Origin of the sequence: Gemmata sp., from assembly GCF_051859125.1 — a bacterium.
GTDB lineage: Bacteria > Planctomycetota > Planctomycetia > Gemmatales > Gemmataceae > Gemmata.
Window position 1 is genome coordinate 20,868 of record NZ_JBHYGG010000281.1, and the last position, 18,834, is coordinate 39,701.

General features: G+C 69.3%; 15 protein-coding genes. 8 read left to right on the plus strand and 7 right to left on the minus strand.

What is annotated here, in order from left to right:
• Positions 1–19 precede the first annotated feature (19 nt).
• Both ACTIGN_RS28890 and ACTIGN_RS28895 read left to right on the plus strand, forming a co-directional pair.
• On the plus strand, positions 20–1,582 hold the full coding sequence (locus ACTIGN_RS28890) for a PPC domain-containing protein (protein WP_439630440.1): 1,563 nt from the start codon (positions 20–22) through the stop codon (positions 1,580–1,582).
• 94 nt (positions 1,583–1,676) lie between these two features.
• Positions 1,677–2,039, plus strand: coding sequence for a TIGR03066 family protein (locus ACTIGN_RS28895; protein WP_439630442.1), 363 nt, complete (start codon positions 1,677–1,679; stop codon positions 2,037–2,039).
• Between the two features lie 170 nt (positions 2,040–2,209).
• Here the strand turns inward: ACTIGN_RS28895 and ACTIGN_RS28900 are convergent, their stop codons facing one another.
• Positions 2,210–3,619 carry a C45 family autoproteolytic acyltransferase/hydolase gene (locus ACTIGN_RS28900; protein ID WP_439630444.1) on the minus strand — a complete coding sequence of 470 codons (1,410 nt, stop codon included), beginning with the start codon at positions 3,617–3,619 and terminating at the stop codon, positions 2,210–2,212.
• A gap of 130 nt (positions 3,620–3,749) precedes the next feature.
• Between ACTIGN_RS28900 and ACTIGN_RS28905 the strand changes: the two genes are divergently transcribed.
• On the plus strand, positions 3,750–4,730 hold the full coding sequence (locus tag ACTIGN_RS28905) for a Gfo/Idh/MocA family protein (RefSeq protein ID WP_439630446.1): 981 nt from the start codon (positions 3,750–3,752) through the stop codon (positions 4,728–4,730).
• Between the two features lie 15 nt (positions 4,731–4,745).
• Positions 4,746–5,132 (plus strand): hypothetical protein, encoded by a 387-nt coding sequence (locus ACTIGN_RS28910; RefSeq protein ID WP_439630448.1) that lies wholly within the window; start codon positions 4,746–4,748, stop codon positions 5,130–5,132.
• Positions 5,133–5,150: 18 nt separating this feature from the next.
• Here ACTIGN_RS28910 and ACTIGN_RS28915 read toward each other — a convergent pair whose 3' ends face one another.
• Complete coding sequence (locus ACTIGN_RS28915) at positions 5,151–5,630, minus strand: hypothetical protein (protein WP_439630450.1); 480 nt, start codon at positions 5,628–5,630, stop codon at positions 5,151–5,153.
• 273 nt (positions 5,631–5,903) lie between these two features.
• Between ACTIGN_RS28915 and ACTIGN_RS28920 the strand changes: the two genes are divergently transcribed.
• On the plus strand, positions 5,904–6,836 hold the full coding sequence (locus ACTIGN_RS28920) for an aldo/keto reductase (protein ID WP_439630452.1): 933 nt from the start codon (positions 5,904–5,906) through the stop codon (positions 6,834–6,836).
• A 56-nt stretch (positions 6,837–6,892) separates the two neighbouring features.
• Here ACTIGN_RS28920 and ACTIGN_RS28925 read toward each other — a convergent pair whose 3' ends face one another.
• Positions 6,893–7,384, minus strand: a complete 492-nt coding sequence (locus tag ACTIGN_RS28925; protein ID WP_439630454.1) for a hypothetical protein — start codon at positions 7,382–7,384, stop codon at positions 6,893–6,895.
• A 494-nt stretch (positions 7,385–7,878) separates the two neighbouring features.
• A complete protein-coding gene (locus ACTIGN_RS28930; RefSeq protein WP_439630456.1) occupies positions 7,879–9,252 on the minus strand; it encodes a Kelch repeat-containing protein in 1,374 nt (457 codons plus the stop codon).
• A 324-nt stretch (positions 9,253–9,576) separates the two neighbouring features.
• On the opposite strand from ACTIGN_RS28930, the gene ACTIGN_RS28935 reads away from it, so the two are divergent.
• Positions 9,577–11,430: a vWA domain-containing protein gene (locus ACTIGN_RS28935; RefSeq protein ID WP_439630458.1), complete on the plus strand. Its 1,854-nt coding sequence runs from the start codon at positions 9,577–9,579 to the stop codon at positions 11,428–11,430.
• 133 nt (positions 11,431–11,563) lie between these two features.
• Here the strand turns inward: ACTIGN_RS28935 and ACTIGN_RS28940 are convergent, their stop codons facing one another.
• Together ACTIGN_RS28940 and ACTIGN_RS28945 are read right to left on the minus strand one after the other, a co-directional pair.
• On the minus strand, positions 11,564–13,246 hold the full coding sequence (locus ACTIGN_RS28940; RefSeq protein ID WP_439630460.1) for a hypothetical protein: 1,683 nt from the start codon (positions 13,244–13,246) through the stop codon (positions 11,564–11,566).
• Positions 13,247–13,705: 459 nt separating this feature from the next.
• Positions 13,706–15,508, minus strand: a complete 1,803-nt coding sequence (locus ACTIGN_RS28945; protein ID WP_439630462.1) for a hypothetical protein — start codon at positions 15,506–15,508, stop codon at positions 13,706–13,708.
• Positions 15,509–15,548: 40 nt separating this feature from the next.
• Between ACTIGN_RS28945 and ACTIGN_RS28950 the strand changes: the two genes are divergently transcribed.
• The gene (locus tag ACTIGN_RS28950) at positions 15,549–15,716 is read left to right on the plus strand and encodes a DUF6800 family protein (RefSeq protein WP_439630464.1); all 168 of its coding nucleotides are present in this window, start codon (positions 15,549–15,551) and stop codon (positions 15,714–15,716) included.
• Between the two features lie 256 nt (positions 15,717–15,972).
• On the opposite strand, the gene cbiE is transcribed toward ACTIGN_RS28950, so the two are convergent.
• Positions 15,973–17,214: a precorrin-6y C5,15-methyltransferase (decarboxylating) subunit CbiE gene (cbiE, locus tag ACTIGN_RS28955; protein ID WP_439630466.1), complete on the minus strand. Its 1,242-nt coding sequence runs from the start codon at positions 17,212–17,214 to the stop codon at positions 15,973–15,975.
• 240 nt (positions 17,215–17,454) lie between these two features.
• Between cbiE and ACTIGN_RS28960 the strand changes: the two genes are divergently transcribed.
• The gene (locus ACTIGN_RS28960; protein ID WP_439630468.1) at positions 17,455–18,741 is read left to right on the plus strand and encodes a tetratricopeptide repeat protein; all 1,287 of its coding nucleotides are present in this window, start codon (positions 17,455–17,457) and stop codon (positions 18,739–18,741) included.
• Positions 18,742–18,834: the final 93 nt, after the last annotated feature.

Consider the following 18,834-nt stretch of genomic DNA (forward strand, 5'->3'; position numbering starts at 1 on the left):
TCTGTGCCTCTGTGCCTCTGTGGTAAACAGTGCTTCGGCTGCGCCTCCCACCGTTACCCACCTCTACCCCGGCGGCGCGCAGCGCGGCACCACGGTCGAGGTCGTCGCGGGCGGGGCGTTCGAGCAGTGGCCGGTGAAGCTCGCGGTCAGCGGCGCTGGTGTCACCGTCACCCCCGGCAAGGACAAGGGTAAGCTCAGCGTCGCCGTTGCGAAGGACGCGGTGCCGGGCGTGTACTGGCTCCGCGCCCACGACGCCGAGGGCGCGAGCGGCTTGCGGCCGTTCGTCGTCGGCACGCTTCCCGATGTCGCCGAGAAGGAGCCGAACGACGACGCCCGGAAGCCGCAGGTGGTCGCGGGGAACGGCGTCGTCAACGGCCGGCTGGAGAAGTCCGGCGACGTCGACTGCTTCGGCGTCGCACTCAAGAAGGGGCAGACCCTCGTCGCCTCGCTCGACGCCCACTCCGGCCTGCGGTCGCCGGTGGACGCGGTCCTCCAGGTCGTCTCGGCCGACGGCTTCGTGCTCGACGAGAACCACGACTTCCGCGGCCTCGACCCGCAACTCGCCTTCACCGCGCCAACCGACGGCACGTTCGCCGTGCGCGTGTTCGCGTTCCCCTCGGCACCCGATTCGAGCATCCGGTTCTTCGGCTCCGAGGCGTGCGTCTACCGCCTCACGCTCACCACCGGCCCGTTTGCCGACCACGCGGCGGCGCTGGCGGTGCCGAAGCCCGGGGACGCCGCGACGGTGGCGCTCGAGGGCTGGAACGTGCCCAAGGGGCTGCGGCTCGAAGCGGCGCAAGACAGCGACGCGAGACACGCGACGCTCTTCGCGCCTGAGTTGGCGAACACCCTCCGCGTGCGGGTCGAGAAGCACGCGACGTTCGCGACGGTGCCGGCCGACCTGAAGCCGCCGTTCTCGCTCACGGGCCGGGTCGCGGCCGGCGGGGCGGAGGTGCTGGTGCCGGTCGAGTGCAAGAAGGGCCAGGCGCTGTCCGTCCAGGTCGAGAGCCGGGCGTACGGGCTCGCGGCGAACCCGGTCGTGCGGGTGCTCGACGCGGCGAAGAAACAGGTCGCCCGTGCCGAGCCGGTGAAGCTCAACGGCGACACCGCGCTGACGTTCACCCCGCAGGCCGACGGCCCGCACACCGTCGCGGTGAGCGACCTCTATGGTGGCGGCGGGCCGCGGTTCGGCTTCCTGCTGCGGGTCGCGCCGCCGGAGCCCGACTACGAACTGACGGTCGCCGCCGACCGCTTCACGCTCGAGCCCGGGAAGCCGCTGGCCGTTCCCGTGAAGGTGGTGCGCAAGGGCGGGTTCGCGAAGCCCGTCGAGGTGGCGGCCGAGGGGCTGCCGGCGGGGGTGACGGTCGGGGTCACGCCGCCCGCCAAGCCGGACCCGAACACCGTCACGCTCTCGCTCACGACGGACGCGCCGGTGGTCGCCCCGTTCCGCCTGGTGGGCAAGGTGAAGGACGACCCGGCGCTGACCCGCACCGCGGTCGCGCCGCTGGCCGACCTGGACCACGCGACGCCCGACTTGTGGATCACCGCGGGGACCGCCCCGCCGCCCAAGAAGAAGAAGTAGCCGGTCGCCGGGCCGGCGGATACGCTCTCAACGAGGCCGGGACCGGGGGCGCGAGTTGCGGCCCCGGTCCCGGCCCCAACCGAAGGGGAATTTCATGCGCGCTCTCGTTGCGGCCGTTGTGGTGCTCAGCTTCGCCGGGTTCACCACCGCCGATGACAAGAAGGACGGCAAGATCGACGCCAAGAAGCTCATCGGCAAGTGGTCGCCGACGGACGAGAAGGCCCCGGTCGTGGTCGAGTTCACCGACAAGGGGAAGATGTCGCTGACCATCGAGGTCGGCGGCAAGTCCGAGAAGATCGAGGGCACGTACAAGCTCGACGGCGACAAGCTCGAAATGGTGATGGCGTTCGGCGGCAAGGAGATGAAGGAGACCGTCACGATCAGCAAGCTGACGGACGAAGAGATGGTCGGCAAGGACTCGAAGGGCAAGGAAGAGAAGTTCAAGAAGCTCAAGTGACCCGACGAACTGATCAGCGAACCGCGGGGCCGTTGCCCCGCGGTTTTTTTGTATGTACGGTCGGTCACTCGCTCCGCGAGTGACACCCGCCCCGGTGTGCGGCTCACCGGCGTCGGTAGTTGCGCCGGGGTGCGACTCGCGGAGCGAGTCGCCTACCGTGATCGCCCGGCTCACCGCCGCGGGGGCGGGTTGATGGTCAGCACGGTCCACGGGTGCGGGACGAGCGGCTTGATCCCCGGGTGGTTCTGGTGGTCCTCGGCGTTCGGCTTCCACTCCTTGCCGGTCGGCGGGCCGTACAGCGCCAGCGTCGCCAGGTCCTTCGCCAGTGCGGTCGTCGTCACCTTCGCGTCGAGTGAGTGCGGCAGCGCCAGGTCGTCGGTGGCGAACACCGCCTGGGCCGCGGCGGCGTCGATCTTCCCCGCGGTCTTCGCGTAGAACTTGAGCCACGCCTTGTCGCGGCCGTCCGGCTCCCACTCGACCTTCTCGTCGCCCTTCGCCTTGTCGCCGCCGTTCACCGGCAGCGCCTCGCGCCGCACGGCCGGGTCCTTCGCGTTGTTGTTGCCCCAGTAGAACCCCTTCGTGCCGCCGAACCACTCGCCCTTCGAGCTGCGCCACAGCTTGCTCGTCTTCGTGCCCAGCTCGTACATCGCGATCTCGTTGGCGGCCGTGTCGGCGATGAGCCACTCGTTCGAGTACAGCCCGTTGCTGTTCCGCGACAGGTACGTCACCACGTCGTCGATGCTGTTCGCGTACTGGATCGCCTTGCGGGACCGGGTCGTGAGCGGTTCGCCCGCGGGGTCGAACGGGGTCTGGTCGATGGTCGTCTCGCACAGCACGATCCCGGCCGCGTTCAGGTAGAAGTCCTGGCTCGACCACACCGCCCCGGGGAACCCCTGCATCGCGAACCGGTGCCCCTTCGTCGGATTGCAGTCGATCCAGTAGTTGACGTGCGGGCCGAAGTGGAGCCCGAACATCGTGACGTGCCCCATGACGACCTTGCCGTCGGCCGTCGCCGGGCCGGTCGCGACGAACGCCGAGCAGTGGTCCTTCTTCGGCTGCACCGGGGCCGTGAGCGCGAGCTTCTCGACGCCCGTGGGCGTGGCCGCCAGCGCCGCCTCCAGCGTGTCGATCTCCTGCCACACGTTGATCGCGGCCACGTCGAGCAGGTCAATTTTCCGGTCGTCCACCTTCGCGCCGGCAGCGGCGGCCCCGTCGGCGATGCCCTTCATCTCTTCGACGAACTCGCGGTCGAGCTTGCGGAGGAACATGGCGTCGGTCAGCGTGCGGATCGTGCGCCACCCCTCGGTCGGGTCCTTCGCGTTCCGCTCCCGTGCGAGCGTGACGACGTACTTCGCGATCTCCGTAGAGAGGAGCTTGCCGTGCTGGTACCCGCGGGGGTACGGGTCGCCCTCGGTGTGCAGCACCACCCACCCGGCCTGCGTGTACCGGTACCCGTCGCCCTCGCGGACCACGCCCTTCGGGTCGGGCCGGTGCTCCGCGGGCACGTCGGCCGCCGGGGCACCCACGAGCGCGACGAGCGGAACGAGGGCGACGATCAGGGTTCGAACGAACCGAGCCATACCGCGAACTCCGGGTTGAACCGCGACCGAGGGTAGCGTTGAGAGTTCCAGCATCGCACACGACCGGGTGGTTGAAAACGGGAATCCCGGTAGCTACAACTCAGCATCCCCACCGTACCGAGACCAACGAATGAAGATCACCAAGGACACCATCGGCGTCGGGTTCATCGGCGCGGGCGACATCTCCGTGCTGCACGCGGCCGCCGTCAAGAAGGTGCCCGGCGCGAAGCTCGTCGGCCTGTGGAACCGCAACCAGGAGCGCGCCACCGCACGCGCCGCCGAGTTCGGGTGCAAGAACTACAAGTCGCCCGCGGAGTTGGTCGCTGACCCGGCCATCGATGCCGTGTTCGTCCTCACGAACCTGGAGTCGCACCTCGAGTACACCAAGCTCGCGCTCGCGGCCGGCAAGCACGTCCTCGTCGAGAAGCCGGTCGGCGTGTCGGTGGCGGAGATCGAGCAGATGCGCGACCTCGCGGCGAAGAACGACCTCGTGTGCATGCCGGGCCACAACTACATCTACGAGGCCAGCATGATGCGCACCCGCGAGCTGGTCGAGAACGGCGACCTCGGGACGATCACGTCGGCCTACGTCATGTACAACATTCACCACCCCGAGGAGGTCGCGAAGCGGTACCCGGGCGTGGTCCGGCAGATCCTCACGCACCACTCGTACATCCTGCTGTACCTCGTCGGCAAGCCGGTCGAGCTGTGCGCCATGAAGGCGACGCTGCACTACAAGGAGTACACGGAGGAGGACATCGCGATGGTGCAGATGCGGCTCGGCAACGGGGCGCTGGCGCACTTCTGCGCGAGCTTCGCGGCCGACGACCACGCGGCCGACCCGTGGACCGTGATGGTCAAGGTGATCGGCACCGCCGGCAGCACCCGGTACAGCTACCGGGACCACGTCGAGATCAAGCCGGGGCTGGTCCACAGCCAGACGTACACGGCGTACCAGGGCTCGGTGATGAACGAGGTCCGGTACCTGCTGGTGGACTGCCTGCGGATGGGCCAGAAGCCCCTGAGCACGCTCGACGACGCGATCACGGCGCAGAAGCTGATCGAGGCCGCCGAGAAGTCGATCGCCGAGAAGAGCGTGGTGAAACTTTAACCTTTGGGGGCAATCATGATCGTCAACGGTCTGGGCGGGCTGATGATGGTCATTAGGCTTCTGGCGGCGTTCGCTGTCGGAGGTCTCGTTGATCTCATCTGGCCCAAGGCCGACAGCGGAGTGGCGGTCGGCGGGCTCATGTTCTTCCTCCTCACCCCAACAAGCGATCTGATTTACCGCTGGCGGACGGAACGTGAACGCGGCCTCGTGCGGTTCATCCACCCCTTCACCGGGGGGATGTTCTTCTTCATCCCCATCTGGATTTGTTTTGGCCTCGGTCCGATCGCCGCCGGGCCGGTCATGATGATCGTTGATCCACCTAAGAAAACGAGCCCGCGTCGTGCCGCTCTCGACCCGTCCGCATTTACCCGAGACACCAGCAGTCCGAGCGCGGCAAGGTGAAGCTGTGATGTGTTGGCACTACGGCACGGACGGGGCACCCGGGGCGAACCGGAAGTCGGCCGGGCCGCCGTCGCCGGTGGTGACGGTCCCCGTCGAGCCGTCGTCGTACTTAAAGTTGAGGGTCGATTTCCCGTTCTCGACGTGGAGCGACGACAGCTTGGCGCGGCCGGACCGGGCCGAAATCTGGTTCAGCGCCGCCCGACCGGTCAGCGGGTCGGCGGCCGTTCCGAGGCTGCCGAGGGAGTCGACCGACGACACCGGGAGCGCGACCGGGCTGGCGTTCGAGGTGGACGTCGCCTCGGGCGGCCGCGGGGCGGCCTCGACGGTCGCGGCGGTGGTGCGGTCGGAGGGCCGCAGGAGCTTGTCGGGGAGCGGGCTGGGTTGCGCCTCGAGAACGGTGCGCCCGTGGGCGTCCTGCTTGACCCCGTTGGGGTGCGTGGCCCAGCACCCGCACGACGCGAGCGACACCCCCACGAGAGCCACGACTGCGACCCGCATAGCACGCCCCCGGACCGACCTTGTACCGCGTATGGTGGCGACATACCGACCCCCGCGCCGCCCGTCAACGCGGACCCCCAATGGTGGTCCCCAGGGTGCGCCGAAGCGGCGACCCTGGGCTGGGGAGTGGAACCCTTTCAGGGTTCAGAACCGCGCAGCTCACTATGCGAGCGCGGCACGATGTCTTGGCTTTTACCCTGAAGGGGTTGCATTCCCCAGCCCAGGGTCGCCGCTTCGGCGCACCCTGGGGACCACGGTTCCGGAGCCCCCGCGATGGACTACCGCCCCCTCGGGAACACCGGCCTGAGCGTGTCCGTGCTCGGGCAGGGCGGGGCCGCGTTCGGCCAACAGTACGGGGCCGTGTCCCCGGCCGAGGTCGCCGACACGGTCCACGCCGCCATCGACGCCGGCGTGAACCTCATCGACACCTCCGCTTACTACGGCCGCGGCACGTCCGAGGAACTGATCGGCCGGGCGCTCGCCGGCGGGTGGCGCGACCGGGTAAGCATCTGCACCAAGGCGTGCCGGCTCGACCGCGACGTGTTCGACTTCACCCCCGAGGGCACCCGCAGGTGCGTCGAGGGGTCGCTGAAGCGGCTCGGCACCGACCACGTCGAGATCCTCCTCGCCCACGACATCGAGTTCGCCACCGACTACGAGTACGTCTTCAACGAGACGTACCGCACGCTGGAGCAGCTCAAGAAGGAGGGCAAGACGCGGTTCATCGGCATGTCGTGCTACCCCCTGCCACTGCTCAAGCAAGCGATCGAGCGGTGCCAACTCGACGCGGTCATCAGCTACGCCCACTTCAACCTGTTCAACACGCGGCTGCTCACCGAACTGCTCCCTGTCGCGGCGGCGCGAGGCACCGGGGTGATGAACGCCAGCGCGCTCGCGATGGGGCTGCTCACCGACCAGGGGCCGCAGCCGTGGTTCCCGGGGCCGCCGGAGGTCGTGGCGGCGTGCAAGAGGGCGGCGGACCTGTGCCGCGACCGCGGGGCCGACGTCGCGTTCCTGGGGATGCAGTTCGCGTTCGCGGAGGAGGGCATCCCCTGCACGCTCAGCGGCGCGGCCCGCAAGAGCGAGTTCGACGCGAACCTGCTTGCGATGACCGAACCGATCGACCGGGCGCTGCTGGCCGACGTGATGAAGGTGCTCGACCCGGTCCGGGACCGGACGTGGCCGTGCGGGAACTGGAAGGGGTAAACGAAGGGGGCGGCCAAAAGGCCGCCCCTGACTCGTTGTCGCTCGCCCGCGCCGACTCACTGCTCGGGCTGCTGGGTGTGCCCGGCCGACGGGTGGTGGTGGTACAGCGCCTCGAACTCGGCGTTGAGCCGGGCCAGCACCTCGGCCTTGCGGACGGGGCACCCGCGTGACAGTTCGGCGTTCGCGAACGTGATGACGTTGTACGCCGACTTCTCCTCGTCCGTCTCGCCCGGGTACTCCTTGCGGATCACCGTCATGCTCGCCGTGGAGTTCCGGTTCATCGCCAGGAACTGCGCCGAGACGTCGGCCAGAGTGGCCCGGCCCTCGATGAGTTCGCCCAGCAGCACCTCCTTGATCTGGATCTGTCGCCGCAACTCGAAGTCGATCGCGTCGAGCCGGTGCCCGAGTTCCTCGTCCTCGCGGGTGTCGAGGGCGGCGATCCGTGGGTGGCACACGCGCAGCATCGCGGACGCGGCCCAGCCCGAACTGGCAACAGCGGCCACCACCGGGATCGTCGCGACCAGAACCAGCAGGCGAAATGTGGACACGGGAGAACTTCCGGGTGTTGGGGGCGATCATTGGGGACCGGTGCGTCACGATAACCGGCCGGCCGGTGCCCGCTCATCACGGGAACACGGGAACGGTCGTGTATCGGTCCGCGGACCGGTCACAGGGTACATTCGCCGGGACTCGTGTCCCATTTGCGACGAGCCGCGGGGCTCGTGCAAGGGGAGCGGCGGGCGCTCCCGGCGGGAGTTCGACGCGGCTGGGCCGCGCGGGGGCAGGTCGGCGTAGCGGGCGACACTTCTATTAACCCCGAACGTCCTCTCCGGTTCCGCCCGTTCCGTTGAACGCGAACGCCGGTGGCGAGGCGCTTCTGCGGGTCCGGGTGGAGATACCGCGTACCAGACCCAACCTTACTGCCCGGCCCTCGCACTCATTACTATACGACACGGAAGCACCTGGACACGCCCTTCAGGAACTATTCACGATTCATTCATGCGTGCGTCCGATTCCTCGTCGGTTCCGACCGCGTCGGGCGTTACTTCTTCGGCAACTGCGGGAGCACGGCCGGGTCGGCGTACCGCTCCGGGTCCTTCTCGAACCGCTGCCGCGCGAGGTCGTTGTAGAAGTACACCTTCACGCCCTTGTACGTCGCGGACGGGTCCTTTGACGACACCTTGCGGTCCTTGAGTACGGGGCAGAACACCTGCTCGATGTCGCGCTTCGGCAGCTCGATCCCGGCGAGGCCGGGGACCAGCTTCGGGTCGAGGTACGCGGCCGGGTCGCGGTTGAACTTCCCGACGCACTGGTCGCAGCACAGGTACACCTTCACGCCCTTGTACGTCACCGCCTTCGATTCCTGCGGGTCGATCTCGTCGGTGGTCATCACGGGGCAGAACTTCTGCCCGCCGGGGGCCGCGGGCGCGACCGGGGCCGGCTTCGCGCCGGTGACCTTCACGACCTCGACCGTGTTGTGCGGGCCGACCGGCGTGCCGCCCGCGACGGCGACGACCCACTCCTTGGTGCCGCCCGGGACGAGCCGGTGAACGTAGCGGCTCTCGCCCGTCGCGCCGACCTTGTCCCACGCCGTCCCCTTCTCGTTGAGGACGTACACGCTCTTGTCGGACGTGTTCAGCACGATTCGGTCGCCGACGGTGGTGGCGGCCGGGCTGAACCCGGTGCGCTCGCTGCCGGGGAAGTCGGGGCCGTCGCTCCACTTGCCGGTGGCGACGTCGAGGACGCTCACTTTTCGGAGCATCTCGTGCGCGTCGGTCATGCCGCCGATGACGTACACTTTGTTGCCAAGCACTGCGGCGGTCAGCGCCCGCCGCTTGAACGGCTGCGGGACCGCTTCCCACTTCGGTTCCTTTGCGGCCGTGTCGAGAACGAGCGCCGTTTCGGACCACACCGACTTGTCGTCGGCCTTCATCTGCCAGCCGCCGACGACCACGAGTTTCGAGCCGACGGCGACGACGTCGTGCGACGAGCGGCCCGCGGGCAGCGGCACGGCGTCGGCCCACGTCTTGGTCTTGGGGTCGAACACCGCGACGGCGGCGACCGAGTTCATCTCGGCCTTCTCGCTCGCCTTGTTCTTCGCCTCCATGCCGCCGACGCGGTACACCTTGCCGCCGGCGGCCGCGAGGTTCAGGCCGATCAGCTTCGGCCCGCCGGGGAGTTCCTCCCACTCCGTGCCGCCGCCGGTCGGGAGCCGGTGGAACGTGCCGAGGCTCGTGTCGCTGGAGTACCCGTGCGCCTTACCCGCGTGGCCGCCGTAGACGTAGATGAACCCGTCGCACTCGACCGCCCCGAAGCTGGTGGCCGCCTTCGGGAGCGGCGGGTAGAACGGGCCGGGCTTCTCGGCGGCGGTCGCGGTAGTGGCGAGCAGTGAGAGTGCGAGTAACGAACGAAGCATCGGGTTCACTCCCGGGCGGGTGGTCGGGGTCCAAAGTTCCTGCGGTGCCATGATACCCCGGGGGCGTTCCACGTCCCCACCCGGCTCGGTCCTGATCAGCGGCACCAGTAATACGCCTCCCCGGCCCGAAATCGGACAAGAATTTTGCGGCCGTCGGGAAAATACCACCCGCCGCCCCGGATTTGTAACGGCCGCGGGAACCAACTCCCGCCGGGCCGCGTCGAAGGCTGCGGGACCGGCCCGCCGGCGATCGCCCGCGGCCGCGTCCCACGCCCCCATCATTTCCCCGCTTCGGGGATCTCGATTCTGTCACGGAGTTCCATCATGCCACGCCCGTTCGCGTGCGGCCTCGTCACGGCCACGCTGCTCGGCATCCTCGTCGGGTGCAACCCGAAGCCCGTTCCTGAAGAGAAGTCCGACGCCGGACCGGACAACCCTCAAGCCGCGGCCAAGGTTGAGAAGGAGTCAGAAGAAGTCTTGCCCGAGAAGGAGTTGGTGAACGAGGATCCCGGACTGGATGGGAACCTCCTCCGCTCCGGTGGGGCAAACGCGAGATCCGACAGCGTGACCGGCGGCGCGATTGGCGGCACCGGCGGAAACAGCGGGGCCGTGGTTCGTAGCGGTGCGACGAAGTCCCGAATGCTCCGCGAGGGCGGGGGGAACGCGGCTCCAAACCCGAAGCCGCAACCCGCGGGCGGAAAGGCCGTTGTGCTCGACGGGCACGACGCCTCGAACGCCGAGAAGTACGGCACGTTCCGCGAGAACGAGTTCCGGTCGCCGCTCGTCGAGGCGCTCTCGACGTTCTCGGCCGACGTGAACACCGCGTCGTACTCGAACGTCCGCCGCATGCTCACCGCCGGCGCGCTCCCGCCCAGGGACGCGGTGTTCCTCGCCGAGTTCGTCAACTACTTCCCGTACCAGTACGCGACGCCCCGCGGCGACGACCCGGTCGAGTTCAACCTGGAGATGGGGCCGTGCCCGTGGAACCGCAAGCACCACCTGGTGCGGGTCGGCGTGCAGGCGTCGCGGATCGAGGCTGCCAAGATGCCGCCGCGGAACCTCGTGTTCCTCATCGACACGTCCGGCTCGATGGACTCGCCGAACCGGCTCCCGCTCGTCAAGCAATCGCTGGCGCTGCTCGTCGATCAACTCGGTGAGAGGGACCGCGTCAGCCTCGTCACTTACGCCGGGAGCAGCCGCGTCGCGCTCGGGCCGACGAAGGGGTCGGACAAGGACCGCATCAAGACCGCGGTGAACGAACTGAGCGCGAGCGGCGGCACGAACGGCGAGGGCGGCATCACCAAGGCCTACGAGCTGGCCCGCGGCACGTTCATCGAGGGCGGCGTGAACCGCGTGGTACTCTGCACCGACGGCGACTTCAACGTCGGCGTCACGAACCACGGCGACCTCGTGCGGATGATCGAGGAGCAGCGGCGGAGCAAGGTGTTCCTGACGATCCTCGGGTTCGGCATGGGGAACTACAAGGACGACGTGCTGAAGGACCTCGCGAACCACGGCAACGGGCACCACGCCTACATCGACACCGTCGACGAGGCGAAGAAGGTGTTCGTGGAGCAGGGCGGGGCGCTCGCGTGCGTCGCCAAGGACGTGAAGCTCCAGGTCGACTTCAACCCGGCCCGGGTCGCCGCGTACCGCCTCGTCGGGTACGAGAACCGGCTGCTCAAGGCCGAGGACTTCAAGAACGACAAGAAGGACGCCGGCGACATGGGCAGCGGGCACCAGGTCACCGTGCTGTACGAGATCGTCCCCGTCGGCGTGGGCATCGACCTGCCGGGCGTGGACAAGTCGAAGTACGCGACGCCGGCCAAGCCGGACCCGAACGCGCCCGACGAGTGGCTGACGGTGAAGATGCGGTACAAGCAGCCCGAGGGCGACACGAGCAAGGAACTCGCGAAGGTGCTCCCCGGCAAGGCGCTGGGCCAGGACCTGAGCGCCGACTTCCGGTTCGCCGCGGCGGCCGCGTCGTTCGGGATGATCCTCCGCGACTCGCAGTTCCGCGGCGCGATGACCTACGCCGGCGTGCTGGAAGAGGCGCAGGGGTGCGTCGGGGCCGACCCGAACGGCCACCGCAAGGAGTTCCTGACGCTCGTGACGAAGGCGAAGGAGCTCTCGACGAAGCCGGCGGCTCCTGAAGCGGCCGGTGCGGGGCAGAACTGAGGAGGCATCTTGGCGAGCCGGGAGCGTCAGCGACCGGAGTAACGTTACTCCGGTCGCTGACGCTCCCGGCGCTTCCCCGACGGGTTTACCTTCACCCGGGTCCCGCCCGCTCCCGGCTCGCCCAATTGCACGGTCACCGCCCGCCGCCGGTGATCTCGACGGCCTTCTCGGTCTGCATCGGGCGGTCGCCGAGGCTGTCGGCCGTCATCTTGAGCTTGAACCACGCCTGCGCCGGCTGCCGGGCCTCGTAGGTGATCGTGTACACCGCCTCCCCGTAGGCCGCGATCGTCTCCGGCCCGAACGTGAGCTTGCCGGATTTCGCCTGCACGTTCGGCGTCACCTGCACGAGGTTCACCGCGTCGGGCACGTCGACCTCGACCTTCACGTTCCGGGCCGCCTCGCCGCCGGTGTTGCGGACCTTCACGGTGAACGTGCCCTGGCGGCCGACCGCCAGCGCGACCGGCTTCGGCTCGGTGTCCCACGACAGCGACGCGGTGCCCTGGAACACGGTCGCCAGTTCGTCGGCGGCCCGCTGGCCGCGCGCGTCGGCGACCGAAGCGACCACCACCCGCCGGCCCGTCGTGGTCGCCTTTACCGCGAACCGGAACGTCTGCGCCTCGCCGGGCTCCAGCCGCGGGACGACCCACTGGATGGCGTCGCGGTAGAGCTGCCCGCCCTCGGTCTTCATGGTCGGCTTGCAGTCCGCCGGGAGGGTGCCGGTGACGCGGACGTTGCTGCTCGGCAGCGTGCCCGTGTTGCGGACCGTGATCTCGTACTTCGCGGCCTCGCCCGGCGCGACCGGCGCGTTCGCCGCGGGGCCGACGAGCTTCACCCCCAGCCCCGGGACGAGCACGAGCGTGCGGGCCTCGGCCCGGTCGGTCACGCCCTTGCCCGCGGAAAGGCTGGTGAGCGCGAACACGTCCTTCGCCTCCCGCGGCGTGATGCGGTACTCGAGGACCTTCCGCTCGCCGGGCATGAGCGTCGGGATCTCCCACACCCACTGCTGGCCGTCGGGCTGCTGCGACTTCTTCGCGCCCTTGGTGACCGGCTCGACCTCGGCGGACGTGGGCACGTTCTCGACGACCCGCACGTTCTCGGCCGCGACCTTCCCGGTGTTGTCGACCGCGACGCGGACGGTGTACGCCTCGTCCTGCACGGTCTGCTTGGGCGCGACCTTGGTGACGCGAACGGCCGGCTTGTGGATCTTCGTGGTCACCGCCTCGCCGTGCTCGAACGAGACGTAGGCGAGGTTCTTGACCTCGGCCGCGTCCTTCTTCGGCTTCAGCGTCAGCTCGATGACCTTCGACTTGCCCGGGGCGAGCGTGCCGAACGACCAGTACAGCACCTTGGGCGTGGTCTTCGCCTTGTCGCACTCGGGCTCGGCCTTCACCAGCGCCTCGACCGCCTCGGGGAGCGGGTTCCGCACGGTGACCCCGTGGGCCTCGGCCGTCGAAGTGTTCTGCACGGTGATCGTGTACTTGAGGTCGTCGCCGGGCGGCGTGTGAGCGGGTACGCGGACCCGGATGCGGACCACGGGCGTCGGCGGGTCGGGCACGGCCCCGCCCGGGGCGGCCTGGCCGGCCGGCGGCCGCGCGAGGGGCTGCCCGGGGGCGAGGAACTGCGCCGGCAGCACGTCGTCCCCGTCGTCGGCCCGCGGCTGCGGCGGGAGTTCGAGGACCTCGGCCCGCGGGAGCTGGACGACCGACGGCGGCAACAGGTCGGGCTCGGACTGAGCAGGGGCGCGCAACGAGAAGGTGGCGGACACCAGAACCGCGATGCCGACCGCGCCCGTTCCACACCAGTACGACCGCCCCATGCGCCGCCTCCGTCGGAAGATGCTGGGCTGCCGGCCCCTGCCCGCAAGCTGGGCAGTCTCCGATGCCGGGGCAATAGCGTGGCGCGCGCCGCCGGACAAGCCCAGGGCGCGGGCCGGACGCGCCCCAGGGTTCGCACGCGGGAGACCCAGGGTTTGCCCAGGAGACCCAGGGTTTGCACCCTGGGCTACGGACTGCCGCCCCCTCCGGGGGCTCAATGCCCTGAGTCCCGGAGGGACGACAGTGCGTAGCCCATCGGACCCAGGGTTCACACCCTGGGCTACGGACTACCGCCCCCTCCGGGGGCTCCGAGGTCTTGAGTCCCGGAGGGACGACAGTGCGTAGCCCAGGGTGCAAACCCTGGGTCGGAGTGGCTCCGGGCACCCACCGAACCACCCGAGTCCCGGAGGGACGACAGTGCGTAGCCCAGGGTGCAAACCCTGGGGCCGCTGGGGCTCGTTTCAGTGCTGGCCGTGCGGGATGACGCGGAACTGCTGGGCGAACGCGGCGACCGTCTGGTCCGGGGTGTGGTTGAACACGACGCGGCCGGAGGTCGTCCAGGTGCCGCGCTCGAACGCGAACACCGCCGTGGCGGGGCGCGGCTCGCGGGCGAGCGGGTTCGCCTCCATGTCCGACCCGGCCTCGGGCGCGAACTCCACCACCACCGGCACCAGCGCCGCGATCCCGCCGTGGACCGCGTCGCGGACCAGCACCGCGTCGCCCGAGATCCGGCACGCGACCCACTTCAGCCCGCGGGGCAGGCCCGTCGCGCCGGCCGCGGCGACGAGTTGCTCCTCGTACCGCTCGTGCTGGAGCCGGAACAGTTCGCGCGCCCGCTCCGCCGCGACCGCCCGGCCGAACCCCAACACCCACCGCGCACCGAGGACCAGCAGGCCCACGGCGAGCGCCGGCAGCAGCCAGTCCCCCCACGACGGCTCGGCGCGGCCGCCGGTCGCGAAGATGCCGACGTTCGCGGCACGCAGCAGCGGGATGCCGGCGAGCGCGCGTTCGACCTGCCCCGCGTTCGGGCTGTCGGGGAACAACTGCTCGACGATCATCTCCGCGGGCGCGCCGGCGGTCGCGGCGAGCGTCAGGCGAACGTAGTGCTCGTGGACGTTCGCGCCCATCAACATCCCGGTGCCGAGGTTCGCCGGGAACACGAACGCGGCGGCCGTGCAGATCAACAGCGGCACCCACTTCCGCCCGGCCGCGGCCCACGCGAGGTACACGCCGCCGAGCAGCGGCCACGTCAGCAGCGAGTACCGCGACCACAGGCCCATGTCGGTGCCCATCGACCCGCGGCCGAACCCGATCGCCAGCGCCACCCCGCACACCCCGAGCAGCACCGCGGCCACGCCGACCGCTGCCGTGTGGTCGCCGGTTCGTCGCCACATGAGTATCGTCGTGGCGACGAGCAATCCCAGCAGTGCGAGCGCCGCAACGGGCCATACGCCGGATGCGCCGATGCCGAGCGCCATCGCGATCACTTCGCCCGTCACCATCGCGACGGCGGCCGGGTCGCGGCTCAGCGGCGGGTGCAGCGGCGGCTTCTCGTACCCGATGAAGTACACGCCGATGTACAGCAGCGGCAGCAGCGAGAGCCCGGCCAGCACCAGCGCCCGCAATCGCTGCCCGCGGCGCGCCACGAGGACGGCGAGGTACGCGACCCACGCCGCGACCGGCAGCGCCGCGACCAGCCCCGACCCGCCGGTGAGCGCGACCAGGAACCCGAGGACGCCCGCCGCCACTCCCGAGGGGAACGCCGACTCGCGCGTCGCCCGCAGCGCGACCACCACGAGGCCGGTCACCAGCACGGTGAACAGCGCGAAGCAGAGCTGGTAGCCCATGACGAAGTTTTCCCAGTGCCCGAGGTGGAGCAGAGTCACCGGGAAGAAGACGTCGGCGAGCACCGGGCGGCCGCGGAGGCGGGCCGTGAGCGACATGAGGCCGAGGGCCAAGGCCGAGAGCACCGCGACCTGGAGCAACATCCCCGTGCGAAAGTCGCGTGTGACCTGGAACAGCGGGTAGTAGACGAGGCGGGAGAGCACCATCCGGTGCTCGTTGTGCTGCTTCCAGACCCACGGCAGGGCCGGCTCGCTGCCCACCAGCGCCGGCACGAACTCCCACTCGTCGGCGTAGGGGGCGTTCGTGCCGAAGGTGAACACGAACCCGACCGCGGCGGCGGTGAGCGCGGCCCAGGTCACCAGGAGCAGACCGCGGACGCGACTTGTCGCGGGGCCATCGTCGCTGTAAGTTTGACTCATCGTTCACGGAACTCGGGCGTTTAGTGCCAGGAGAGAGTATATGGTCGAGCGTCGCATCGAACTGGACCGCCGGTACACCCGCAAGAAGAAGATGAAGAAGTTGAAGAGCAAGCTGGAGACGGCCGCGGGGCCGGACCGGGACAAGATCCTGTACAAGATCCGCTGCCTCAGCCCGCACTGGACCGAGCCGGCCAAGGCCGCGAAGTGACGATTATCGATTCTCAACGAGCGGCGACCTTCGGGTCGCCACTCGCGTTTTGCCGGCACCGCGATGTCGGGCTCAGTAGGCGATTCCTGTCCGGCATGAATGCCTCCTCTGCGTGTGTGCGAGGAGTCCGGGGTCGTTCGCGAGGCTCTCCCCATCGTTCGCGAAGACTCCGGGGTCGTTTGCGAAGAGTTGGCATCGTTTGCGAGGATCGGTCCCCCCGACTCCCGCAACCAACTTCGCGCCGTGCCTCAACTGCTCACGCCCCCTTCTGCACTCGTAGCAACACGGTCGGGTTGATCGCCTCGAACCGCAGGCTCTCCAACTGCTCGACGCCGCGGGCCAGGTTCATCAGCAGCACGTCGACGCGCCCGCCGAGCCGCTTCAGCACCGCGTAGGTGGACGAGATCATCTCCAGCGTGCCCACGTTCGTCACCAGCCGGCCGCCGGGCCGCAGCGCCGCGTAGCACGCCTCCATGAGCCGCGCCACCTCGCCGCCGTTGCCGCCGACGAAGATCGCGTCCGGGTGCGGGAGCGACGCGAACACCTCCGGGGCGGTGCCGAACACCGGCCGCACGTTCGAGACGCCGAACAGCGCGGCGTTCGCCACGATCAGGTGGTAGTCGGCCGAGTCCTGCTCGATGGCGTAGCTCGGCCCGGGGCTCACCAGCGCCGCCGCCTCGATCGCCACCGACCCGGACCCGGCGCCCACGTCCCAGAACACGTCGCCGGTGTTCAGGTCGAGCTGCGCCAGCGCGACCGCCCGCACCTCGCTCTGGGTGATGAGGCCGGTCTTCGGCCGGGTCTGGGCGAACACGTCGTCCGGGTTGCCGAACCGCCGGAGCTTCGCCCCGACCCGCTGGCGGTCGGGCCGGTTCGCCTTCCGCTTCAGGATCATGATGTTGAGCGGGTCGAACTTCATGTCGCGGACGTCGGTCAGCTCGCCGCGGGTGATCCGCTCGTCCTTGCCGCCGAGGTTCTCGCACACCCACACGTTGAAGTAGTCGATCCCGCGGGCCAGCAGCTCGCGGGCGATCCGGGCCGGGTGCGCCTCCTCCGTGGTGAAGAGCCCCACGGTCTCGGCGGTGCGGACCTTGTCGAGCACGTCGTCGAGCGGCCGGGCGGCGAGGTCGGTGAGGTACGCCTCCTCCCACGTCTCCTTGATGCGGGCGAACGCGAGCTGCATGCTGGAGACGTGCGGCACCACCTCGAAGTGGTCCGGCCCGACCTTCTCGCACAGGTACCGGGCCGTGCCGTAGAACAGCGGGTCGCCGCTCGCCACGACCGCGATCCGCTTCACCCCGAGGTGCCCGCGGAGCTTCGCCACGGCCGCCGGCAGGTCGCTGCCGATCGGCACCCGCTCGCCGGTCAGTTCGGGGAGCAACCGGAGCGTCGCGTCGGACCCGAAGACCACCTCCGCCTCCGCGAGCAGCGTGCGGGAGCGGGCCGACAGCCCCGCCGCGCCGTCGGGGCCGATGCCGATCACAGGTATCTTGGACATGGTGGGTGCCGCGTGTTGGGTGGGGACCGTTGATGGTTGGTTGTAGGAAGTTGGTCCGGTGGTGGGCGAACCCTGAGCGCCAGCGAGGGGGTGCGCATTACCCCCTCGCTGGCACTCAGGGTTCGCCCCACACAGCGCACCACCGCCCGGGCCGAATCCCGCGTAGCACCGGTTACGGTCCGGCGGTAGAATCGTCGCTATCGGTACAGGTTCCCCACCTTCGCGAGCCAGGGAGACGTCATGGCAGGATACCTACGGTGGACGAGGATCGGGCTTCTGGCGGCGGGGCTGCTGCTCCTCGCCGGGACCGGGGCCGGGCGGGCCGACGAGCCGAAGAAGGCCAGCCCGCTCCGCGAGTCGCTCCTCAAGCTCAACGGGGCGACCACCGAGGACACGCAGACCGCCAAGCTCCGCGAGTTGCTCAAGGACAAGGAGAAGGCGAAGAAGGCCGTGGCCGAGGCCGTGAAGATGATGAAGGAGGCCAAGGAGGACGAGAAGCCGTTCAACTACAACGGCACCGCGATCCTGGCCCGGGCCGCCCTGATCCTCCGCGAGACCGCCGCCGCCGAGCGGTTCTACGAGCACCAGGTCGACCTCGCCACCAAGCTCAAGAGCGGGCCGAAGATCCTCGCCGCCTACGAGGGGCTCATCGACCTCAACTGGGACGCCAAGCGGTACGCCGAGGTCGTCGAGGTGTGCGAGAAGCTCGTGGACATGAAGGGGCCGATGGAGGTCGAAAACGCCAAGCCGTTCATCATCGAGCGGCTCGTCCAGGCCAAGGCCAAGCAGGGCAAGATCGACGAGGCCCTCACCATGACCAAGGGGCTCCTCGAACTCACCAACGACGCCTGGTACTTCCTCCAGCTCAAGGGCTGGGTCCAGCGCGAGGGCGGGAAGATCGACGACGCCATCACCACCTACGCCGACGTGCTCGAGAAGCTCGACGCCGACAAGAATCTGAAGGACGACGCCAAGGGCCGGATCAAGGACCGCGTGCAGTACACGCTCAGCGGCCTGTACGTCGAGAAGAAGGACGTCGAGAAGGGCGCGAAGCAGCTCCAGGAGCTGATCAAGCGGAACCCGGACAGCGCCACCTACAAGAACGACCTCGGGTTCATCTGGTCCGACAACGACCTGAACCTCGAGGAGTCCGAGAAGCTCATCAAGGAGGCGCTCGAGCTCGACGTCAAGGAGAAGAAGAAGCTCAAGGAGGAGGGGAAGATCGACGAGGTCAAGGAGAACGCCGCGTACCTCGACAGCCTCGGGTGGGTGCTCTTCAAGCAGAAGAAGTACAAGGAGGCGCTCGAGCCGCTGAAGAAGGCGTCCCTCGACGAGGACGACGGCGCGCACCTCGAGATCTGGGACCACCTCGCGGACTGCTACATGGCGCTGGGCGACAAGAAGAACGCCATCGCCGCGTGGGAGAAGGCGCTGAAGATGGACGACATCTCGAAGCGGGACGGCGAGCGCCGCCGCAAGGTGAGCGAGAAGCTCAAGAAGGCCCGCACCGAGGCGAGCAAGGACTGAAACAGGTACTCGGCGAGCCGGGGGCGGGGGGGGGCCCGGGGGAGCAGCAACCCGCGGCGGCGGCGCCCCCGGCCCCCGGGTTGGGGCCCCACC